29 protein-coding genes are annotated in these 22711 nt (G+C 37.4%); 28 read left to right on the forward strand and 1 reads right to left on the reverse strand.

Annotation, left to right across the window (positions count from 1 at the left end):
* Positions 1-17: 17 nt before the first annotated feature.
* From IPMB12_RS10890 to IPMB12_RS11010, 25 genes are all read left to right on the forward strand, one after another.
* Positions 18-833 carry a hypothetical protein gene (locus IPMB12_RS10890; RefSeq protein ID WP_166917442.1) on the forward strand — a complete coding sequence of 272 codons (816 nt, stop codon included), beginning with the start codon at positions 18-20 and terminating at the stop codon, positions 831-833.
* A 59-nt stretch (positions 834-892) separates the two neighbouring features.
* Positions 893-1372, forward strand: coding sequence for a hypothetical protein (locus tag IPMB12_RS10895; protein WP_166917443.1), 480 nt, complete (start codon positions 893-895; stop codon positions 1370-1372).
* Positions 1373-1461: 89 nt separating this feature from the next.
* A complete protein-coding gene (locus IPMB12_RS10900) occupies positions 1462-1731 on the forward strand; it encodes a hypothetical protein (protein WP_166917444.1) in 270 nt (89 codons plus the stop codon).
* A 351-nt stretch (positions 1732-2082) separates the two neighbouring features.
* Positions 2083-2721 carry a DUF3577 domain-containing protein gene (locus tag IPMB12_RS10905; RefSeq protein ID WP_166917445.1) on the forward strand — a complete coding sequence of 213 codons (639 nt, stop codon included), beginning with the start codon at positions 2083-2085 and terminating at the stop codon, positions 2719-2721.
* Between the two features lie 78 nt (positions 2722-2799).
* Positions 2800-3396 (forward strand): DUF3275 family protein, encoded by a 597-nt coding sequence (locus tag IPMB12_RS10910; protein WP_166917446.1) that lies wholly within the window; start codon positions 2800-2802, stop codon positions 3394-3396.
* A gap of 58 nt (positions 3397-3454) precedes the next feature.
* A complete protein-coding gene (locus IPMB12_RS10915) occupies positions 3455-4078 on the forward strand; it encodes a hypothetical protein (RefSeq protein ID WP_166917447.1) in 624 nt (207 codons plus the stop codon).
* Positions 4079-4088: 10 nt separating this feature from the next.
* The gene (locus IPMB12_RS10920) at positions 4089-5213 is read left to right on the forward strand and encodes a DUF6094 domain-containing protein (RefSeq protein WP_166917448.1); all 1125 of its coding nucleotides are present in this window, start codon (positions 4089-4091) and stop codon (positions 5211-5213) included.
* Between the two features lie 211 nt (positions 5214-5424).
* Positions 5425-7728, forward strand: a complete 2304-nt coding sequence (locus IPMB12_RS10925; RefSeq protein WP_166917787.1) for a helicase-related protein — start codon at positions 5425-5427, stop codon at positions 7726-7728.
* A gap of 54 nt (positions 7729-7782) precedes the next feature.
* Positions 7783-8349 (forward strand): SWF/SNF helicase family protein, encoded by a 567-nt coding sequence (locus tag IPMB12_RS10930; protein ID WP_166917449.1) that lies wholly within the window; start codon positions 7783-7785, stop codon positions 8347-8349.
* Positions 8350-8423: 74 nt separating this feature from the next.
* Complete coding sequence (locus IPMB12_RS10935) at positions 8424-8750, forward strand: hypothetical protein (protein ID WP_166917450.1); 327 nt, start codon at positions 8424-8426, stop codon at positions 8748-8750.
* A gap of 86 nt (positions 8751-8836) precedes the next feature.
* A complete protein-coding gene (locus IPMB12_RS10940; protein WP_166917451.1) occupies positions 8837-9364 on the forward strand; it encodes a DUF2958 domain-containing protein in 528 nt (175 codons plus the stop codon).
* 108 nt (positions 9365-9472) lie between these two features.
* Positions 9473-10000, forward strand: a complete 528-nt coding sequence (locus tag IPMB12_RS10945) for a hypothetical protein (protein ID WP_166917452.1) — start codon at positions 9473-9475, stop codon at positions 9998-10000.
* Between the two features lie 2 nt (positions 10001-10002).
* Complete coding sequence (locus tag IPMB12_RS10950) at positions 10003-10428, forward strand: hypothetical protein (RefSeq protein WP_166917453.1); 426 nt, start codon at positions 10003-10005, stop codon at positions 10426-10428.
* 81 nt (positions 10429-10509) lie between these two features.
* On the forward strand, positions 10510-11064 hold the full coding sequence (locus IPMB12_RS10955) for a hypothetical protein (RefSeq protein WP_166917454.1): 555 nt from the start codon (positions 10510-10512) through the stop codon (positions 11062-11064).
* A gap of 184 nt (positions 11065-11248) precedes the next feature.
* Positions 11249-11746 carry a PFGI-1 class ICE element type IV pilus protein PilL2 gene (gene pilL2, locus IPMB12_RS10960; protein ID WP_166917455.1) on the forward strand — a complete coding sequence of 166 codons (498 nt, stop codon included), beginning with the start codon at positions 11249-11251 and terminating at the stop codon, positions 11744-11746.
* Complete coding sequence (locus IPMB12_RS10965) at positions 11743-12432, forward strand: hypothetical protein (RefSeq protein ID WP_166917456.1); 690 nt, start codon at positions 11743-11745, stop codon at positions 12430-12432. The genes pilL2 and IPMB12_RS10965 overlap by 4 nt, the downstream gene beginning before the upstream one ends.
* A gap of 11 nt (positions 12433-12443) precedes the next feature.
* The gene (locus IPMB12_RS10970) at positions 12444-13178 is read left to right on the forward strand and encodes a TIGR03759 family integrating conjugative element protein (RefSeq protein WP_166917457.1); all 735 of its coding nucleotides are present in this window, start codon (positions 12444-12446) and stop codon (positions 13176-13178) included.
* Positions 13163-13744 carry a transglycosylase SLT domain-containing protein gene (locus IPMB12_RS10975; protein ID WP_166917458.1) on the forward strand — a complete coding sequence of 194 codons (582 nt, stop codon included), beginning with the start codon at positions 13163-13165 and terminating at the stop codon, positions 13742-13744. Before IPMB12_RS10970 ends, IPMB12_RS10975 begins: the two co-directional genes overlap by 16 nt.
* On the forward strand, positions 13741-14247 hold the full coding sequence (locus tag IPMB12_RS10980; RefSeq protein ID WP_166917459.1) for an integrating conjugative element protein: 507 nt from the start codon (positions 13741-13743) through the stop codon (positions 14245-14247). The genes IPMB12_RS10975 and IPMB12_RS10980 overlap by 4 nt, the downstream gene beginning before the upstream one ends.
* Positions 14248-14257: 10 nt before the next feature.
* A complete protein-coding gene (traD, locus tag IPMB12_RS10985) occupies positions 14258-16402 on the forward strand; it encodes a type IV conjugative transfer system coupling protein TraD (protein WP_166917460.1) in 2145 nt (714 codons plus the stop codon).
* The gene (locus IPMB12_RS10990; protein WP_166917461.1) at positions 16399-17145 is read left to right on the forward strand and encodes a TIGR03747 family integrating conjugative element membrane protein; all 747 of its coding nucleotides are present in this window, start codon (positions 16399-16401) and stop codon (positions 17143-17145) included. The genes traD and IPMB12_RS10990 overlap by 4 nt, the downstream gene beginning before the upstream one ends.
* A gap of 76 nt (positions 17146-17221) precedes the next feature.
* The gene (locus IPMB12_RS10995) at positions 17222-17548 is read left to right on the forward strand and encodes a hypothetical protein (RefSeq protein WP_166917462.1); all 327 of its coding nucleotides are present in this window, start codon (positions 17222-17224) and stop codon (positions 17546-17548) included.
* Positions 17549-17644: 96 nt separating this feature from the next.
* Positions 17645-18082: a hypothetical protein gene (locus tag IPMB12_RS11000; protein ID WP_166917463.1), complete on the forward strand. Its 438-nt coding sequence runs from the start codon at positions 17645-17647 to the stop codon at positions 18080-18082.
* A gap of 45 nt (positions 18083-18127) precedes the next feature.
* A complete protein-coding gene (locus tag IPMB12_RS11005; RefSeq protein ID WP_166917464.1) occupies positions 18128-18868 on the forward strand; it encodes a hypothetical protein in 741 nt (246 codons plus the stop codon).
* Positions 18869-19513: 645 nt separating this feature from the next.
* A complete protein-coding gene (locus IPMB12_RS11010) occupies positions 19514-19831 on the forward strand; it encodes a hypothetical protein (protein ID WP_166917465.1) in 318 nt (105 codons plus the stop codon).
* Positions 19832-19896: 65 nt separating this feature from the next.
* On the opposite strand, the gene IPMB12_RS11015 is transcribed toward IPMB12_RS11010, so the two are convergent.
* Entirely contained in the window at positions 19897-20193 is a 297-nt protein-coding gene (locus IPMB12_RS11015; RefSeq protein ID WP_166917466.1) for a helix-turn-helix domain-containing protein, read from the reverse strand.
* A gap of 315 nt (positions 20194-20508) precedes the next feature.
* Between IPMB12_RS11015 and IPMB12_RS11020 the strand changes: the two genes are divergently transcribed.
* The 3 genes from IPMB12_RS11020 (at position 20509) to IPMB12_RS11030 (ending at position 22613) form a co-directional block, all read left to right on the forward strand.
* On the forward strand, positions 20509-21882 hold the full coding sequence (locus tag IPMB12_RS11020) for a hypothetical protein (RefSeq protein WP_166917467.1): 1374 nt from the start codon (positions 20509-20511) through the stop codon (positions 21880-21882).
* Between the two features lie 12 nt (positions 21883-21894).
* Positions 21895-22251, forward strand: coding sequence for a hypothetical protein (locus IPMB12_RS11025; RefSeq protein WP_166917468.1), 357 nt, complete (start codon positions 21895-21897; stop codon positions 22249-22251).
* Positions 22252-22391: 140 nt separating this feature from the next.
* On the forward strand, positions 22392-22613 hold the full coding sequence (locus IPMB12_RS11030; RefSeq protein ID WP_166917469.1) for a hypothetical protein: 222 nt from the start codon (positions 22392-22394) through the stop codon (positions 22611-22613).
* Positions 22614-22711 lie beyond the last annotated feature (98 nt).

Genomic DNA, 22711 nt, shown 5'->3' on the forward strand with positions numbered 1-22711 from the left:
TCTTAGAGGACATTATCATGTTAAATCGCGAAACATTATCAGAAAAATATAAAGTAACTCTTTGGGGACGCAAAGCCAAAGTCCCTAAAGCAATCACCATTAATTACATTGATGGTTTTGCTTTAGGTAAAGGTATATTTGGACAAAGTGTAGACCCATCCCCATTTGAGGGCGAAGTTATTATTGTCGAAGAACAAGTGGTCATCGTACAGGCAAAAAAAAATGAGTTTTATATCATTGATCAAACCTTTATGAGTCAAGTACCGGAAGTTGGCGACAAAATTGCAGTCAACCCTTATTTCAGAAAAATGTTTAATGGGCAACGAATCAACAGTAAACATACACAATTGACTCAATATATGAATGGAGATTGTTTTGAAGCAAATTCAGCATTGCTTGGAGGAACGATATCCCATATACCCGGAAATAAAGTGAATAACCCTCAACTAAAGTATTTAGTTGATTATTTGGAAAACACTAAATTATCGGATGGTTATCGTAGTGTCACTCATATGTTGTTTGATGCAAAAGCAACAAATTTTATTGCAGTTGATCCTGTATCTGAGTCTGATCCAACTGAACCTAGCTTACAGTTTACTGTGGATACCGCTAAGTTTAAGGGGAATGTGAAAATTATTGCTCATGAAAATGATAATAATTTTTTCTCACCCAATCAGTTTACAGTCTATTTGACTGATCACGCTGGTAGTGAACAGATGCTCGAAACGGATGATAAAAGCTTATACAAATTGTTAGATGAAATGATTGATGATGGTAGCTGGAATACGATAGCTGTCAATATCATCAAAAAAGCACCTAAAAAACGTCAATAATTTTCATTAAAGACTCTCTTTTAAAGAGAGTCTTTCCCTATTTTAGCAAGGATAAAACCATGGCTTATCAACACTATTTTTACAATAACAAACCTGTTCCACAGGATAAATGGTTACATTTATGTATCTACGTAGCCGACATTTATCATTTTATGCAAAGAAATAAAATTGGCCACTTTGGCAAAGATATTGAGATATGTGATGTTCAAGGCTTAACACCTATTCATCATGTCAGTGAACTGTTTACGCAAACTGAAGGTATTTCAACCATTGCGTTTAATGGTAATAGAGCGAAACAACAATCTTGCGAGGCGTTTATCTTTCCACAAGCAGCATCGGATCACATTCATGTTGAATGCAAAACTCGAATGCAACCCTATGAGTTTATGGTGATGGCTGCCTTAATTCTTGCACATAACTTGTGTGGTGATTACTACAGTATTCATTCAGACTCACCCAAGCAAGAATGGCAATTAGTTCTGGCTTGGATCAACCTACATTTTGATGGCGGTTATACCTTACCTCCTATCGTAAATTGAGTTATTTGGTCTGTACCCTAAATGTCTGTATAGACATTTAGGGTATAATTTCTAATAATAAGTCTAATCATAGCAAAGGCAATAACATCATGAACGTTTATTATGTGAATCAAAAAGGATTAGATGCAATCAATAAAATTCTAAAAGAATATATGAAGCCTAATACATGTTTTGCACCTTATTCAATGAAGGAACTTTCACAACAGATTCTACAAATTGAACAAAGTGCAAACGAGGCACAAAAATCATCCGGTCGTTTTGAAATTCCCGGTCATCTATCTAAATCAGGCAATCCTGAAGCGTTCACCTTATTTGGTGATGAGCATTATGATATAGAAGAGTTTGTTGACGAAGAGTAAACAAAATCTATTCTCATTTTAAGCACCTTTTTAGGTGCTTTTTTTATCAATAAAAAACTTCACAGACAAATCCGCATTTATTATTACCAAAACACCTTATAAGAGCGAAGATACCACTATGTTTCGTTGACGTAGTCAACAACATCCCAGTCAGCAAGGGTCTTTAATGCTGAGGTATCTATTAGATATTGGCCCACTGCCAGCTCGTCAAACACCCACTTAACGAGCGATATCATTTCGATGATAGGGTGTCTCTTACTTTATCTTATTTAATTTTTTAAACCCATGCGGGATTGTCTCTTATCCCTATTGGGATAGTGCGCTCGCTATTATTTCTTTTGGAGAATAATTATGACCACTGTTGCTCAAACTACTCAAACAAATACCCAACCAAAACGCTATGAATTTCAAGCATCAGGTTTGGCTTATGTTAATAATATTCGTGATGTTAATCCTGAAAATGGAGATTCTTACCTTTCTTGTACCCTAGCTGTTTTAGAAGGCAAAGAAGGAAAAGTGAAGTACAAATATATTAACGTTAAAGTGGTTGGCGAAAAAAATATCCAACTCATTAACAATTGTCGTCTGGCTGTTACACAGGAACGTCCTGTTTTAGTCAGTTTCTCTATCAGCGATCTTAATTGGGAGATTTTTACCTATAAAAAAGGTGAAAAAGCTGGTCAACAAGGCATTAATCCTTATGCGCGTTTGTACTGCATTAATAGACTCATTGTGGGTGGTAAAGTTGTCTATGATCGTAAAGCTCAAGATAGTGAAGCATCACAGCAACATGCTGAAGCTGCTGCGCCAACTTTTGCTGAACCACAATCAACAACTGAAACAACTACTGAGTCTGTGCCAGCACAACCAGTAGAAACACCAACTGAACCTGTTACAACTGTAACTGAATCAGTTGAACCTCAACAGATAGTTAATCCTGTACCCACAGCAACAACACCTGCACCAGCAATTGCTGCTGTTTCTTTTTAAAAATTTTTTTTTCATCCTTTATTCAAACCGTTACTTATTAGTGATGGTTTGAATGCTTTTTCTTCTGAGGAATACCCCATGATTACCATACCCGGACAGTTATCAATACGCACTATTCACGGTAAGAACGGTGCTTTTAATGTTGCAAAACTTAATACACATATCGGTGACTTTGTTGTTAAAGATTCAGATATAGAACAGTACCCAGAGGGCAAATATGATGGTGATTTTATGATCCAAAATATTTCACCAACATATTACATGACTAATGGTCGTCTTGTGGTTGAAGTTAAAGCTCAACTGGCTGGTATGACCTTATCAGCAAGAGATAATCTAAGCAGTGAAGAAGCCGAGGCTATAACCGCTAAAGATGTTGATCCAATCGAACATGAAACATCTGCACCAGTTCAAACCACGACAAGTACATCAAAAGGAGTACCTACGTCTAATGAGCAAACTGCTTCAACTGTCACTGATTCTGTGCCAGCAAATGCAGAGGGTGAACATGCTTCAGATGATCAAATCTTATTTGGTCATTTATGGCCATTAGGATCAGAAGTCAAACTTGATTCGACAGTTGATCGCTTGCGTTATCGGAAACAAATTGAACGCCTACAGAAATTGGGCTATCTATTTGATCAGTTTAAGCAAGTTTGGTCTAACGCACCATTTTAATTCTACTACGGACAACAGGGCAAAAGCCCTATTGTCTTTTTCTTTGAAGGAAAGTTCTATGACTCGCTTATACAAAATTGAAGAATGCCCGGAACTCATGACAGATGCGTATGTGTGTGATGAATCCAATAACCTGATGTTTTTGTCAGTTTGGGGACGTGATACTTCTATTAAGTCATTTATTGCTCGTTTGGCATTAGGACAATCAGAACACGGTTTAAATGAGTTTAATATCATTAATGACCATGATTGTGCATTAAATGCCTATATTGGTAGTCCAAAGCGTCTGGATAAAAGTCTGACACGAGTGTATCGACAAACTTTATTTGGCACCTTGTCCCATTTATGGATATTCGACAAACGATTTCTGAAAGTGGATAAAGCCAATAATCAAGCCTTGTTGTTACCACCGTCTAATGAAAGCAAGGAAAACGTAAAGACCAGAATTTGGTATCTCGTCAAAGAAACCTGTTCATTACCCTTACTTGATTCATGGTGTGACTATGTTTTGAGTATTTTGTATCGGGAAGAAATGATCACAACGTTTCCTAAGACCAATATTGGTGATTTAACGGCTTATAAAATTCATCTGAATATTGAATTACTCAATACTTTACTTGGTGAAGCCATTCGTGAAGGAATGCTAACCACAGATCAACCAGCTTCTGGTTACTTAATCTAAGGAGTCTATTATGGCGCTGATGTTTCCACGTTTGGCACACAATTTTGCCAAAAACGGTTATTACCCCACTGATGAAGTCAGCATGGAACGCATACTCAGTATGTTAGAGCCTAGCGATGATGTGCAAGGTATTCGTATTGCTGATGTGTGTGCAGGTGAAGGCGTTGCTTTAGCTGAAGTAGCCCATCATTTGAAGTCTTGTAATCCAGAACGTGAAGTACGCTCTTATGGTGTCGAATATGATACTGAACGAGCTAAACACGCAACATCATTACTGGATGTGTGCATTCAGGGAGACTTTTTTGACACGATTATTTCTCCTGGTACTTTCGGATTGCTTTTTTTGAACCCACCTTACGGTGATTTAAGTCGTGAAGTGTGTAATCAATATGGTTATGACAACATAAAACGCCCAAGGTTAGAGAAAACTTTTTATCAAAAAAGCGTTCATCTTTTGCAACCTGACGGCATTATGGTATTGATTGTGCCATTTACTGTTTTGGATGATGAATTCAGTAGTTGGATCAGCAATCACTTTGATGAACTATCTATTTTTCGTGCTGCGACAGACCAATTTAAACAAGTCGTGATCATGGGACGAAAAATCAAAAGCAAAGATATTCATCGTGAACAAGCCAAAAAAAACCTACATTCATTGCGAAGTGTAGGTAGTGGCGATATTCAAGCACCTGTTCTACCAGAAACGCCGAATATGTTTTATACCGTACCGGCAAGTCATACTGAACTGAAACATTTTTACCGGGTGACACTTGAGCCAGAACAATTAGAGCAAGAAATTCATGCGCTAAAGGGTTTGTGGCCTGAATTTACCTCAAAGTTTAATGTGTCTCAGATTGGTTTTAGACAACCTGCCTGCGCTTTGTCCGAGTGGCATTTAGCTTTGGCTTTGGCTGCTGGTGCCATTTCTGGAACGGTTTCATCTAAAGAAGGTAAAACCTATATTTTGAAAGGTGATACTCATAAAGAAAAAGCCACTAAGGTGACTTTTGAAGAGCGTGAAGATGGTTCAATGGCTGAAGTAAGAACATTGACGGATAAATTTATACCCGTCATTCGAGCTTGGGACATGACTCCCGATTCACAGACCTTTGGTAATGTGTTAACCATTCGTTAATTTATTCAATCAAGACTATTTAAGTCTTTCCCAAAAGGGGTTATGTGCCCCTAATGGGTTGCCATAGCCTCTTTTTTATTTATTTAAAAAGGAGTTTGTTATGGCTGAACTTATATATTCATATGTGGGCGATCAACAACCTGTTGTTCCCCCTGCTGTTATTCAAAACAATGCTGATTTAATGCAATTGGCAACGTCTGATGCGTTAAGTATGTTTGCTGGTACAGATGATTTTGAGGTGATTGCTGAAGAATCAGATGACACTGAAACAGATGAAGCAGTATTTGATCCTCTTACCCTGTCGTTATCCGATTTTGTTTCCGAATTTGGGGATGAGTTACTGGATAAACTGAATGAGTCTAATCCCCCTGTTTATCAGGGGCAAATTAGACCACTCAGACAAGCCGTATTAGATGGGTTAAATCGTCAACTTTTTCCTGCTCAAGCCAATGTAGCCCATGCAGTCATGGAGCTTTTGGTTAATCGTGATGCACCGGCAGCAATCGTTAACGGTGAGATGGGTTGCGGTAAAACCACGATTGGGATTGCCATTGCAGCCATGCTTCATGCAGAAGGTTTTAAACGTATGCTGGTACTGTCTCCACCTCATTTGGTTTATAAATGGCGGCGAGAAATACTGGAAACGATACCGAATGCAAAAGTATGGGTATTGAATGGCCCAGATACGTTATCCAAGCTAATTGCTTTACGTCATAAATTGCGATTAGGACAGCAAGACAATGATGCACCAGAGTTTTATATTCTTGGTCGGGTGCGGATGCGAATGGGTTTTCATTGGCGACCAGCATTCAGACGAGTCAAAAGAAAATGTGGTGAACTGGCTTCCTGTCCGCATTGTGGGACGTATATTCAAGATGGTGAAAATTTTGTACCGCCTGATGTTCTGATCAATGAGGAAAAAAGACGTAAATGTGTCAAATGCCATAGTGCTTTGTGGACACTGATGCGCCCTAAAACCTTATCAGGAGAAGATCAAAAAAGCGCGGTGTTAAAGTCACTTAAACGTATTCCAACAATCGGCCCTGCTACTGCTGACAAGCTGATTAATAAATTTGGTGAAGAGTTCCTGGCATCAATGCTTGGTGACAATATTCATAATTTTATTAATTTAATGGATGGTCAAGGTCATTTAGTCTTCTCTGATAAGCAAGCTGCTCGTATGGAGAAAGCTTTGGCTAAGATGGAGTTTGGATTTGGTGAAGGTGGTTATCAACCCACTGAATACATCAAACGCTATCTACCCAAAGACACTTTTCAACTGATGATTGCTGATGAAGCACATGAGTATAAAAACTTGGGTTCTGCTCAAGGTCAGGCGATGGGCGTATTGGCTTCTAAAGTCAAAAAAATACTGCTCTTAACCGGCACACTGATGGGCGGCTATGCCGATGATATTTTCTATCTTCTCTTCAGATGTTTAACAAACAGTATGCTTGAAGACGGCTATAAACCGAAAAGAGGTAGTTTAACCTCTGCTGGTACTGCGTTTATGCGTGACCATGGCATATTAAAAGACGTGTATTCAGAAAGTAAAACCGAACATAAAACTGCCTCTGGCAGCAAAATGACGGTTAGAACTTCTAAGGCTCCGGGATTCGGGCCAAAAGGTGTGATGCGTTCTGTTATACCGTATACCGTTTTCTTACGTCTGAAACAATTGGGCAAAGTCTTACCGCCTTATGAGGAAGAATTTAGACATGTGTATATGTCAGATGCTCAGGCATCTTGCTATAAAGAGTTATCAGGCAACTTGACATACATACTCAGAAGAGCGTTAGCAAAAAGAGACACGACCTTACTCGGTTTGGTTCTCAATATACTGTTGCGCTGGCCTGAGACATGTTTTAAAGAAGAAGATATTCGTCATCCACGTACACGCAAGATATTAGCGAGTACACCAGAAATTTTTGATCCAACAGACATTAGCCCGAAAGAGCAAGAGTTAATCAATATCTGTAAAGCTGAAAAAGCAGCCGGACGCAAAGTATTAGCGTACAGCATCTACACAGGCAAACACGATACGCTGACACGTCTTAAAACGATTTTAGAGCGTGAAGGTTTAAAAGTGGGCATTTTGCGTGCTTCTGTGAAAGCAGAAGACCGCGAAGATGAGATTGCCAGATTGCTTGAACGAGGTATTGATGTGTTACTCACTAATCCTGATCTTGTGAAAACAGGTATGGATTTACTGGAGTTTCAAACGATTGTGTTTATGCAATCGGGCTATAACGTCTATACGTTGATGCAAGCTTCAAGAAGATCATGGCGAATTGGGCAAACTGAGTCAATTAAAGTGATTTTCTTAGGGTATGCACAAACATCACAAATTGCGTGTTTAGAGCTGATGGCGAAAAAAATCGCTGTGGCAATGAGTACGTCAGGTGAGATGCCAGACTCTGGTCTAGATGTTTTAAATTCTGATGGTGATTCAGTTGAAATTGAACTGGCTCGTCAATTAATTGCACAACAAGCCGCAATGAAAATGGCAGCTTAAACCGTTATCCCCTGAAAAGGGGATAACACTACTTTATCTATGAAAGGAATTTCTATGCAAGATCATCTTATTTCGGCAGTACCTAGTATGCCAACATGTAATCGAGACAATCCTTATGCGATAAATATAGGATTAGGCGACATAGTCAAAACGTGTCTTAGTGAAAAACAATTAAACAGAAAAGTTATACTTTGTGCTCACTTTCAAATCTTCGAAATACTGGAAAAACATTTAGCATTAAAAGGATTAAAAACAGCTAGATTGCGTTTTATGGGGGATGATTTCGAATTCAATGATATTGATGTTTTATTGATCACAACTTCTTACAGACAATTATCTTATGGATATAAATTATTGGAGTTCTCAACAATTATTATTACTGAGAGATTAACATTATCTCATTATGATAGCCTCGTTGCACGAGTGGTTCATTATGGTCAGACTAATTCAGTTAAAGTGTATGTTTCTGGTATTAAAAATCAACAGTATTATGTTGAACTGTGTCGCCTTGATAACCTTGTAGTACCGGATGACATTAAAGCTCAAGGTAATGATGCAATTTGTCAATGGGCGATAGAAAGTGATTTTGAAAGAGCCAATACCATAAGTTCTAAGTATTAATTTAATTTTAACCCTATCGGGATATTTTATCCCACAAGGGCTAGGATATCCCATATTATCTTGGAGATATCTTGATGAAATACTCACAATTAACTTGTGTACATTTAACTCAGAGCGATTTGGAAGACAACATACACTCAAATTTTGAGGATGTTGATTTTCCTGAATCACTGAATATTCGTTTTAATCCAGAATTAGTTCATTCAGCTAAACAGGCTTTATCATCTAACCCTCATTTCAAAGGTATTCTGATACCTGCCGAAGTAAATGTTGATGAAGAGTCATATATTAGTGTTGAAGAGGATGAAATTTTGGTGATGGGAGACGTGCTAAGAGCGCAGTTTAAAGATGGACAAACAGATGCACAATATCACGTTTGTTTTGATTTTACTGGCTGTTAACGTTTACTGATTATCTTATTTTACCCCAAAAGGGATACCTATCCCTTTTGGCATAGTGTATCCCTATTTTATTAAGGAAATACATTATGTCTGAGGCTCAAGAAAATTTGTCTAATTTGCAGATGGTTGAATTAACCATTGCTCATTATTTTAAACAGCAACCATTAATGATCCCTCAATTGGTACCTTCATTAAAAATGGTTATGCCCACCCTTCAGTTACGCAGCATCATGAGCATTATTTATGACCCTGACGCTGAAAATGAAGATTTTCGGGCAACGATGCTCAGTTATATTGACACATTTAAGCGGTTAAATGCCACTTATCAAGCATTACCAGAGTACGGTACAACAGCAAATATACCGATACCTGAGAGGATTGCGTATTTGCACTACTTTGCAGGTGGTTCTGACTGGTGGCTATTAGAGAAAGATACTGAGGAGCAAGATCAAAACCTTGCTTTTGGTGTGATTGCGCTTCATCAACAATATCCTGAGACTGGTTCAATTAGTTTAGATGAATTGGTTGCCAGTCCTTATGTTTCCTTGGATGAGCATTTTCAACCCAAGACGATTAAGGACATTCGGGAACTGTCTGATTTATGCAATCAGTAAAAGTATATTGATATTTATATATTAACTTGTTGTTTTATTTTAACCCCTAAAGGGATACCTATCCCTTGGGGGCATAGTGTATCCCAAAACAAACACTTATGGAGATACATGATGACTAAATTGTCTTATCAAGAAATGGTTCAAATTGCCACAACTGAGTTGATTAAAATCCAACCCACTGGTTTTCATTCAATGATTGAACAGGCAAACTTATATATGCCAGGTACTCGGCTAAGAGCAATTCTTAGCATATTTTTTGATTATGATAATAAACGTTGGAAGTCCATAACAGGACGTTACCGAAAGATGTTGTCTACGCTAAATACCCATTTTCAGAAGCTACCAAAATATGGTGCAACAAACAACACGCCCATTTCTGAGCGAATTGTTTATTTACACTACTCTGTGAATGGCTCAGATTGGTGGATATGGGAACTCGATACTGGAGCAAAGGGAGAATATCTTCTCTTTGGTATTACAGTTAATCGTCAACACCCAGAGATTACTCTGGAAACCTTTATTAGCCTTGATGAATTGATCTCAGATTCAGATGCGACTTTAGATGAACTTTTTCACCCAAAGCCAATTAAATATATTCCTTCTCTGAAGAACTTATGTTCAGGAAGAGAGGAGTAATTATGGCGTATTTATATATATCAGGCCAACGAGATTACTTTTGTTTAGCCAAGCAAGACTGTCAGGGAAATTGGATAAGTGAATCCAGTGAAGAAACACTGGATCAGCTTCGCCAAAAATACCCTACTATCATGGTTAAAACCAGAGATGAACTTGTTTTGGCAATCAATGATGTTGTGAAATATAAGCCTCAAGAAATTTCAGAAATGAATTTTATTGAAGCTTATGTTGACTTACGGACTTATGACTATTTTGAAAATGAACATTATTGTACATTTAAAAATATGATTAATTATAAAGTCTGTACCACAGATATTTATGTTCACCTCAAAAAAGAGGACATCTGTTTTAAGTTTGGTGATTATGAATTATTAACACCAGAAGAGTGCATCAAAATAGTCGAAGAGCATTACAAACTTTATTATTAAGACGAGTTATTCTAATTTTATCTCAAAGGAGATTCTTAATCTCTTTTGAGATAAAGAATCTCCATCATTTTTGGAGGTTTTATGAAACAAAATACTACAATTACATTAGAATTTAACGATGAATCACTGATAGAAGCAAATATTCATCAATCTGATCAGTGGGATGATACGCCCAAAGATTTAACCATTAGCTTTTTATTAGAACATTATCTGCAAAGTAAAATCATTTTCCAACAGTTCCCTGAACTGAGCAATGTTTCTTATGATGCTGATATGGTTAGTGAACAATTTCAAGGTAAAATCCGTGGTGAACAAATTTTATTCAGAAACGATGGCAAAATCTATGCAACATTTGTGAATGATTACTCTGGTACAGAGTATGAATTGTGTATCAATGAGCAAGTAGATGAATATATTAAGTTACATCATTCAGATTTAATTGGTGAAGATACTGAGGAACATGTATTTTGTGTCCACTTCACCAGTGATTATCGCTATGTGAATGTACCAACAAGTATTGTTCAGCAAGGCGAAGCTGCCATGGTTGAATATGTCGATAAGGCGTTTAGAACAAGACTTTTTTTTGCACCGCTTGATTTAGATGTGATCATGATTGATTACACAGAAAAAGCTTAATCAATTATTCAAATTTTTTGGAATATGCAAAGCCTCTCATTTGAGAGGCTTTTTTCATTGGTATTCACTCTTCAGATGTTTTCTTCAAAAAAAGAAATCAGATTTTGTAAAATCGCATTTTCTCTGACGTATTCAAATTTATTCTTCAATGTAGAGCCTTCTCTCACTACATTGAAGGTGTCATATGAAATCCCTTTATTTTTTATTGTCTCTTTCCATTGGTTTTTTGGTTGGTTGTTCTACACCCACTTCTGAACCAGCCCCCATAATTGCACCCACTGTCCAAACAGTACAAGAAGAAACAATCCCTGTTGTGCGTTATGGGCGTTATACCCTGATCGAGTTAATGCCAACGAAAAACCAAACGCATTTACTGGAACAAGTCATTGATGTCACGATCCCAAGCAATAACGAAAAACCTTACACATCTGTTAAAGATGCCGTGCAATATGTGTTGTTGCACTCTGGTTATCAACTATGCCCAAGTATAGAACTCAATGAGCGTTTATCTAAACTCCCACTACCAGCATCACATATTCATCTTGGTCCACTGACGCTCAAAGACACCCTTTCCACTCTTGTTGGCTCTGCTTATGTTTTGAAAGTAGAGGAGAGCACAAGAACAGTCTGTTTTGATTCTATACAAAATAATGTTGTGATCGCACAGGAGAACACACAATGAATTTTCAAACCATTAGAGAACTATGCAAAAAACAAGCTATTATTCTTACCGTTATTGGTATCTGGTTATTTACCTTAACTATTTTTGTTGTTTGCTCTCAAATCAGCATTTCAAACTCTATTAATGAGCAAACACAAGAAACGGCTCAGGATAGTGCCAATAGAGCACTACAAGCCAATATTCTTGCCGAGCTTGCACAAAAGCAAAAACAATTAGAGCAACAAAATTTGCAAGTTGACCAGAAGAATAAAGATAACCTGACCAAAATCCAGCAACTCTTTTTAGAACAACTGCGATTACTGGAAGAAAAGCAGCAAGCACAGATTGCCTCTGAGCCAGTTGACATTAATGAGCTTAAAGAGCAATTGTTACAACTTAAAGAGCAGTTTAATAAGCTTAAACCCACTACTGAACCAGTAGAAACCCCACAAGCGCAGCCAGTGAACCGTACTGGTACAAATAAACCAGCAGCAGCCCCTACCATTCCTTTTAAGATTTTAGGTGTTGAATTACGTGCATCTGAACAGTTCCTTGTGATTGTTCCAAGTAAAACCCCTTCTTTATCTCACGTCAAATTACTGCGCGTAGGCGATAAAGACGGTAATTGGCAACTGCAATCAATTGAAGGCAATAAAGCGATTTTTAAAGTGAATGGCGTGACTCGAAAACTCTCCATTCCAAAATAAGGACAAATAATATGTTACAAATCAAACCTAAATATTTGCTATTTGTTTTCTTGGCGTGGACTCTGGTTTTTGGACAAGGCTTACTTAATCAAGCTGTGGCTCAAAATAACAGCCAAAGCAATACATCTTACTCACAAGTTCAGTTGACTCAGGAACAAACACAAAAAGCCAGTGATTGGGGCTTAAAAAAAGACGAATGGCTTCGCTATGAGCAGTTAATGCGCGGCCCAATCGGTATCTACTCACCGAACCTTGATCCGCTAACTGTACTTGGTATTGAAGCGCGTACTGAAACAGAGCGTAGATACTTTGCTGAACTACAGGTTAAAGCAGAGTCAAACAGAGTACAAAAAGAACTGGCATATCAACGTGCTTATGATGAAGCATTTGCACGTTTATACCCGAACTTAATGCCCATTAGTGATGGTATGACTGACACACCGAGTACCAGTAGCAATATCCCTTCTCGGTTAGCTGTGTTTGTTAAAGACAATTGCATTGCCTGTGACAGTCGTGTGAAACAACTGCAAAGCAATAATCAGGAGTTTGATATTTATCTAGTTGGAAGTCGCAATAACGACAAATTGGTCAGAGATTGGGCTAATCGTATTGGCATAGATACACAAAAAGTCAAAGCTGGTGTCATCACGCTAAATCATGATGGAGGCAGATGGGTACAACTTGGCATTGGTGGTGATTTACCTGCAATTGTGAAAGAGGTAAATGGACAATGGCAACGTCAATAATCACTAAAAGCATCATGCTGCTTTCTGGCTTTATCATGATGGGTACAGCTTTCGCAAAAGAGTTACCGCCACCAGCTTATCAATTGGCTGCAAAGATGGGCGGTGTGCCTGCGGATATGCTGTATTCCATAGCTTTAGCTGAAAGTGGCATGAAAATCGGTACTAAAATTCGCCCTTGGCCGTGGACGTTAAACGTTGCTGGCGAAGCGAGACGCTTTAAAACTCAGCAAGCAGCATGTCAAAATCTTAAACTCACTTTACGTACAGTATCAGCTAAACGCATCGATGTTGGCTTGGCACAAGTGAATTATGGCTACCACCGTCATCGAGTATCAGACCCCTGCGATTTGCTTGACCCTTATCGTAACTTATCCATAGCAGCCTCTATCCTACGTGAACATTACTTAAAAGACAGTACAAGTGGCTGGTTGATTGCTGCCGGTCGTTATCATCATCCTGCTGGTGGCACTCATGCTGCGCGATACCGAGCCAGTGTTCAAAAACAATTAATACGTATTGGTTACAACAGCCAGTACGCATCATTCCCGAAAGCGAGTCAAATATGAAGTATTTATTCTTTATTATCGCCTTTATTAGCACTTTTTCTCACGCAAATTCTATTGTGGTTAAAAATAAAGGCGGTGTATCCGCATTACCTTATTATGAGGCGATTGGTTTAACCAAAGAGCCACCTTCCTCACCTGTTACCATTCAGCGTCCAACGAGGCCAAATAAAGTTGATGAGTCTGCATTTTTACCAGTTCAATCTAAATTACTGAATCCCGGAAGGTTCAGCGCAAGGCAAATGAAGATGCCGGGATTTAGCCCGATTTTTCTCATCGGTAATGACTCATTATCTAAACGCTGGTTAGCAGAAAACCAAACTAAACTGAAACTATTGGGTGCAATGGGCTTAGTTGTTCAAGTAGACAATATCCAGCAATTACACCAAATTCGCAGTATCGCTCCTGAACTCAAACTATCTCCTGTTTCTGGTGACGATATCGCAAAACGTCTTCGCCTTCAGCATTACCCTGTGCTGATTACTGAAAACGGTATTTCGCAATGAGGTCTGAGCAATGGCAAAAGAACTCATTAACGAAGTACTGTTGCGTCCAGCAGTTGAACTGTATTCAGTAGCAGCGTGTTTATTGGCAGCCACCCTTTGCATCTTCGCACCCTGGTCATTGGCTCTTTCTTCAGAAATTGGTTATGTCACGGCTGCTGGCTTCAGTGTTTTTGCATTTATTCGCTTTAAAGATGCAAGAGAAGTATTAAGGTACAGACGCAATATCAGACGTTTACCAGAATACTCAATGACAAGTGCTCAGATACCAATTAGCCGTCATAGTTTATTTATTGGTTTGGGCTTTAAGTGGCAACAACGGCATACACATAGACTGATGCAAACCTACCGAGCACAGTTCCGTGTCTATGTCGAACAACCCTATCTGTATCAACTTGCTCGTAAACTTGAACGCCAACTTGAGTTTATCCCAAGTCTCTATTGGATCAGTAAAATCACAGGCAGTCATAATCCTCTAAATCCTGTTCGACCACTGCCACCAGTCGGAGGTATGCCAAGACTACATGGTATTGAATTACATGAACAAGAAGTGACATTGCCACTAGGGGAGCGTGTTGGTCATACATTGGTTTTAGGGACAACACGCGTGGGTAAAACTCGTCTTGCAGAAATCTTTATTACACAAGACATTAGGCGTGGTGATGTCACAATCGTGTTTGACCCTAAAGGTGATGCAGATTTACTCATCAGAATGTTTATCGAAGCCGAACGCGCAGGCAGATTAGATGAATTGTATATCTTCCACTTGGGATGGCCTGATATTTCTGCAAGATACAATGCTGTCGGTCGTTTTGGGCGAATATCAGAAGTCGCTTCGCGTGTAGCTGGTCAGTTGTCTGGTGAAGGCAATTCCGCAGCATTTAAAGAATTTGCTTGGCGATTTGTCAATATCATAGCCCGAGCTTTGGTTGAACTTGGTCACAGACCAGACTATCTACAAATTCAAAGGCACGTTATTAATATCGATGAGCTATTTATCAAATATGCCCATTATTACTTTGAAAAAAATGAGCCTAAAGCGTGGGATGCCATTGTCCAGATTGAATCAAAGCTGAACGATAAAAATATCCCAAGAAATATGCAAGGACGTGAAAAGCGTGTTGTTGCAGTAGAACAATACCTATCTATGTCGCCTGTTTATGATCCAATACTTGATGGTTTGCGTTCTGCTGTGAGATACGATAAAACGTATTTCGATAAAATTGTCGCATCACTCTTGCCACTGCTAGAAAAACTCACGACTGGCAAAATAGCGCAACTCCTTGCCCCAAATTACTCTGATTTAAATGACACCAGACCAATTATTGATTGGATGCAAATAATCCGCCAAAAAGCAATAGTATATGTTGGCTTAGATGCGCTATCAGATACCTTTGTTGCTTCTGCTGTGGGTAATTCAATGTTTGCTGACCTAGTTTCTGTGGCTGGTCATATCTACAAATTCGGTGTAAATGATGGACTACCAGGCGCAGATAATTATGCAAAAGTACCCATTAACCTACATGCCGATGAATTTAACGAGCTAATGGGTGAAGAATTTTTGCCAATGATCAATAAAGGTGGTGGTGCAGGTTTGCAAATTACGGCTTACACACAAACCATGAGCGATATCGAAGCCAAAATCGGTAATAAACCAAAAGCAGGTCAAGTGATTGGTAACTTTAATAACTTAATTATGCTACGTGTGCGTGAGACTGCAACTGCTGAACTGTTAACGAATCAGTTACCAAAAGTCGAAGTCTATACAAGCACGGTTATGTCAGGCGCAACGGACAGTTCAGACCCGACTGGTCAAACTGCATTTACTTCTAATACAGTAGATCGTTTAACGGCTACTAATGTGCCATTAATAGAGCCAGCACATATTGTTTCACTGCCGAAGGGACAAGCATTTGCTTTGCTCGAAGGCGGCACACTTTGGAAAATCAGAATGCCACTGCCAAAAACTACCAAAGGCGAAAAGATTCCAACGAATATCCAGGCACTTGCTGATTATATGCGGACACAGTACACGGATTCTACCGAGTGGTGGCAGCAATCTGATTTTGCCTCAAACAACCATAATTTGCCCGATGACTTAATAGAGGAGAGCGGTTCAACAGAGGATATACAACCAATAGAGGAGCGTGAAGAATGAGTGATGCTGCGCGTTCTTATAACAACCAAACCAATAAACCTAAGACACTCTTTGGTAAAACAGTTTCGTTCCCTTTTGTCTTGTTTGGTGTGCTGTGTGGTTCTCTGTTTTTGTCTATAGTCGTTGAATGGTTAGGTATGTATTTTTTTTGGCAAGACCAAGGATATCATCATGCTGAACAGATGTTTTACTCAGAACTGGAAAATTTATCAGAGAACTTTACCCAAAGTATTATCTTGTCTGATCCATTACAGACTATTGAGTGGCTCATCAAAACTGTTTACGAATGGCTCTTTGTTAAAACAGGTTTGTCTGATCAGGTACAAACTATCGTAATCCCTAAAGACACTGATTCATGGCGAAAGATGACGTTTCGTGAAAACATCAATTTGGCTTTTAATTCAGTGCATGACTATAGTGTTGCTGCTGCGTTTACTGCCATGACTTTTTTAGTCAGAGTCCTAGTGCTTTGTCTGAGCATCCCCCTATTCATTCTCGCCCTGTTCGTTGGGTTGATAGATGGGCTGGTGAGACGTGATATTAGAAAATTTAGTGCTGGCCGTGAGTCGGGTTTTATTTACCATAGAGCCAAATCTCTTTTAATGCCTATATTGACTTTGCCTTGGGTAATTTACTTAGCATTACCAATAAGTGTTTCGCCACTTTGGATATTGTTACCCTCCGCAACATTACTGAGCATTGTCATGAACATTGCTGTAGGAAGTTTCAAAAAATATTTGTAATCGGTTTAATATAAACGTGCATGTCATATTTTTTATGTATACTTCTTTGATAAATTTATATCTAAGGTAGGAATGAATGGCTCTAGTGAAAGTGATTAAACGTTTATTATTGGGTGGTTTTGCTGTATGTGTCTTACTGACAATTGAACGTATTTTTTATGCTACTTCGTCATACTATCCTACTTTTTTTACCCATAAAATATCATTCATTGATATTTCTCCAGAAGTCGCATTACCAAGTGATGTTTTATGCCCAAATCAAGGGGCAGAGTTCATCACAAAAAGTAATGCAACCTTTGTTCGCTGTGGTTTTTTCATCTATAGCGGTATGTATGAAATTGTTGATTATGATGAATATAAACAAAAGTATGCGAATACTTTTTTATTTAATCGTAACCAATAAAACGATTGCTATGGATTTATCCTGATATTAGATATCCAGTTTATTCTATACCATGTAGCTATTCGTATGTATAATAGATAAAAATGCAGGTGGTTTATGATTAAGAAACTCTCAAATATAACGCTGAATCACACAAGAATTGAAATAGATGGTCGTGATAGTATGATTCGTGTTGCTGGCGAACTCTTACATGCTGCACTTTCATTTGATGAGCGTTATATTTTATTGTTTATCACTGATAATTGCCAATTTGAAGAAACATTATTCATTTATTTATTGGATACACAACAAAATAAAATTGTAGATGAAGCTGATATTTATCGAATGTATAGTCCTGGATATTTTGAAAATTTAAACATTATCTCTGACAACACTGTATCTTTTGAATTTATGGTAGAAGGTGTCTGGACTTTAACTTTATATAAAACCCCTAAAACAGCAATCTTACATCTATCCACAGTATTACCATTTCAATCTGTAAAACGCCCTTTTGCATTATCTCGATACTTTAATATTAAGCGAAGTAAAGGATAAGCCCTATTTATTTTCCCAACTTATTATTTTACGAAAGGAATCATCTTGGATACAGTTCTCAATAATGTAGCAGAACGACAAGAAATACTTAGCCCACAGGAAGTAGCAGCAAAGCAAGAGTTTGAATCCATTATCTCATCTATACGTTATACAATTAACGGCATAGCTGTACAAAGTATTCATGATAATAATATACGCATAAACTATAACTTTGAATTAGAGAGAATGAGTCAACAATTAAGGTTAGAGGCGCATTCTGGTAGAATGACATGGAGTCAAGCTGCAAGGCAAGCAAGTGAAACGCGTAATGTGGTTATGGAACTGCTTAGAGGGAAATCTTCTCCTCTTGGTCGCTCAATTGCAGAATGGATGAAACCGAAAGGCAGATCATTCTCAATGCTGTTGGATGTAAATGCCAATAGCTATTATGGTATGCAGTTTAACGCTTTGTCACCCTTACAACGAAATACAGTTTATGGGGCAATCGTGGCATCTGCCGGCAGAAATAATATTATGGTCAGTACAACACTTAATAGTGTCAGTAAATTTTGTCGCGGAATCATCATCTTTTCACTCGCAATATCTCTTTATAATATAGGTATGGCAGATAATCAGGTCGATACTGCAATGAAAGAAGGGGCAATGTTCACTGGTGGGATTTTGGGGAGTATAGCTGGTGGGGCAGTAGCAGGTTTAGCATGTGGGCCTGCATCTCCCATTTGCGTGCCGATTGGGGTATTTGTGGGAGGGGTAATGGCTGTGTATTCAGTCGATTACTATTGGTAAGCATTAACAGTCAAACTTTACAGTTCTCCTTCAATTTCGATTGTATGGATAACTGTTTCTACTTCTACACTAACAACATTTCAAATATATTCTTAAATTATGAAAATTTTGAGTGTTGCCCTGTATAAAAATCTCCTGCTTGCCTAGCTATAGATGCCATCTTTTTCTAAAACGATACAATTATTTAAACCTTAATATCCCTTTGGCTTATAGTGTTGAACATATAATTTCACTCTTTATTCCACTGTGCTTGTCTGTGTACATTTGAACAACATCGCATGTACGATAAATGGACAAGAATACTATCGTTAATAATTACTAATATATTGATTTTAAAATTAATTAAATTATTCTGATTGGAAATAATTTCTCTGTAATAGGTATTTTTATAAACCTCAATCTATTATTTTTCACACAAAGAGCATAAAAGCTGTAATAATTGACACCGTTTGGTTAAATAATCAAATAGGGTGTGAGAACCCTGACATACGAACACAACAGTCATCAAATTGTTGTGCCTGTAGTCGTTCGCCTTTTCAATGGTGACGCAAACAGGGCAGCCGTAAGGCTGAACAGTTCGTATGTCTGTTTCTCACCCCTGTTTGTCGTTGCCACCTCAAAGATGGCTCTATAGGAGGAGATATATTGGATAACGGACTGACATCCAGATTAGATAGCCCAAGTTGCTTAATTGCACGATTTTCAACAATCACAGATAATGAAGAAGCATTTCAACTTAATCTAACCGCTAAAAGAACTAAAGAAAACTTAGAAGCGGGTTTAGAAGCCCTTTCTATCATACTCAAAATAACCCCATCAGATGATGAAATACTTGCAGAGAACATCATGTTTATGATGCAGGACATAAAAGCATTAATTCGTGGCATCAATACCAGTATCTTATCAACATCAACTGCTAAAAAATTTAAAAACACCCAAATTCATATTACAAGAAGTTCCTAAAAATGCTGAACATTATGATGATTTGATGAGGCACTACTCAATTAACCCATGCGATAAAAAAGTATTTATAGATTCTCATTTTTATAAAATTGTAAAATCAACTCAGCTAAATTGTCGTCATCGGCATAGAAATAAGCTCTTGGTATATTAAGAGCATGAGCGATCCTTGCTACCGTTTCCATGTCTGCTTCATGTTTACCAGTTTCATATCGGTTTATTCGTGTACTTGCTACGAACTCATCAATACCAGCCAATATACCAAGTTTTTTTTGTGAGATGCCATGACTTGCTCTGATGTGCTTTAGTCGCTTGCTAAAAACTTCAATGCAAGGACTAAAATTAGAGTCATGTACGTTCTTCATTATGTCGCTTAATCTTAACAGAATATATTGATAAGCTACGATAATCGTAATTCATTCTTTCTAAATCTACTACGTTAAACGTAGTATTACGTATGCAATTAAATTTGCTAATGAAATTTTCTTAAAATATTCAGGAAAGGACAAATATCACAGTAAAACAAGAAAATACTTAAACCTAATAATCCCTTTCTCACAATCTCACAAAATAAATTTGCTTGTATTAATACTGTTACATAAAGACATTCATGTTGAATAATTTTTATATTATTTGGCATGAATGTTAATTCAAAAAAATAATCACGATAGAATACTGATATGGAACGACCACAACTAGAAATAGACTTAGAACATCAACAACTCCAACGTTTATTGCAAGAAAATGAACGTCAGTTAGAGTTTGAACGACTGGTTCAACAAAAGCTACCTGAAGCTGAAGAAAACGTTCAGGAACAACTCAAAAAACAGAAAAATCCTCTCAAAGAGTTCACTGAAGAAGAACAAAAAGTCTTAACTAAAGCATTATCTAAAAAAGTAGCCGCTAAAGGTCACGGTTATGAAGTGATTTATATTGCCCCTTATAAAGATAAAGACAAAGATAGTCATTTGATTGCATATTTTGACAAAAACCGCCCCCCTGCTCACATTAATATCCAAAAAACACTAAGAGAACACCAACTCGAACAACAAGCGTTATTAGCCAACCAGCAGCAACTAGAACAAAATTCAGTGCAATCAGATGACCAAATCAAACCTGACATTAAATCAATAGCACCTGATACGATATTGGAGGTTGAACAAGAAAAAACTCAACGTTCCGTCATTGCCCAACAAGGTGACTCTGCAATAAAAATAGCGCATAAACTTGATTCTGAGAATCCAAATCAAGCTTTAGGGCACTTATATCAATCAGGTCAAGTCAAAGATATTAAACTTAAAGATGAACATCAACATGTTATTCCTAATGTTAAACCAAACAAAGAATATACTTACGATCCTGAGCTTTATAATAATCAGGAAAAACAGCTTAACGATAAAATTGCTCGAAATATTATGAGCCAACAAACGCAAGTCAATGAACAAATCGACAGAATAAACGAACGAATAAGAGAACAACTAAAGCAGGATGAAATTAATCAATCATTATTGGTAAAACAGCAACAGCAAGATGAAAAAATATCTAACTTAGATAAAGAATCATTGTTTAATAAACAAGTTTCAGTTCAAAATATGCTTGCATTGAAAGTAGATACTCTGAGTTCTATTTCAACTAGATATACTGGTAACTGCAATGCTAAAAACCCCTACAAATATGATACACCTGAATTTTGGATACAAGAATGGGTTGGTAATTCAACATCTTGGCAACAGGCTCATCACGATCATTACTATAACAAAATGCAACAATTGACACCTGCCAAAACACAAGCGGAACATTATATATTTGCAAGGGCAATACAATCAGATCCCACTGCTGGTATCGTCAGATATACTTACTCTTTAACTGGTGCTGTTAGCGCATGGGGGTATTATGGAATGAAAAAAGTAGGTTCATTTAATGATGCCTCAGCAGCAGATATAGAACAAGCAAAATGGGGAACAAAAGGCTGGTTTGATGGACTACCAACTACACGAGGTGAAAAATATGCAATTATTAAAACGATACCGGGTGAATGTATTAAATACAAATAAAGAAAGTAATTAATGTTAAATATATTTTATAAGTTTTCACTATTATTTTGGGGGTTTGTCCTTTTACTCCTAGTGTTTGCCATTAGTACTTCTTTTTATTATGTTTTTACAGACGATAAACGTCTAACTCATGCTCGGAAAGAGATTGAAACAATTTGTAATGCAGCACACATATCAATGAATTTTTCAGATTTTGAACAAGAATTAATACGTTTAGATGTAAAAATTAAGCCTTCAGTCATGCCCTTTAGTGTTAATCAAAAGAGATATAGTTTTGTAAAACCTGTCATTAATGCGTCAAGAACGGGTATTGGCTGTCTAATTTTGGTTGATGAAAATAATTTAATTATTAAAAAAGATGTGCTTTAAATAGCAAAAAATGATCAACATTAACGATCAATATAGAGATAATTGATCGCTTAAAACGATTTCATATTTTATATTTAGTTATTGATAATACTTAAGAAAATAATGATCTCCCTAAATAAAAATTGATTTAAGGATAAAGTATGTCAATACAAATTCCCCAAGGTTGTCTCGAATATCCTGACACGGAAGAACTTATTGAACAATGTTATGCTTTGGTTGATGCAATTGCTGAATCAGATCATCAACGCTCAAAAGAAGTACTCTTTACGTTATTGAAAGAAAAAATAAAAATTTTGCGTTCTTGTTATCAAGTCGAAATTGGGAAAAAAGAAATCATCATGGTTTCTTCTCCCATTAATTGATAACTTAGCGATAAGGCACCCCATTAATCTACGTTTAAATTTGTATTTTTTAATGCAAATTTAAACGTAGACGACAAGCAAAAGCGCGTCAGAAAAAA

The sequence above is a fragment of the Zophobihabitans entericus genome (genome assembly GCF_011745665.1).
Lineage (GTDB): Bacteria > Pseudomonadota > Gammaproteobacteria > Enterobacterales > Orbaceae > Zophobihabitans > Zophobihabitans entericus.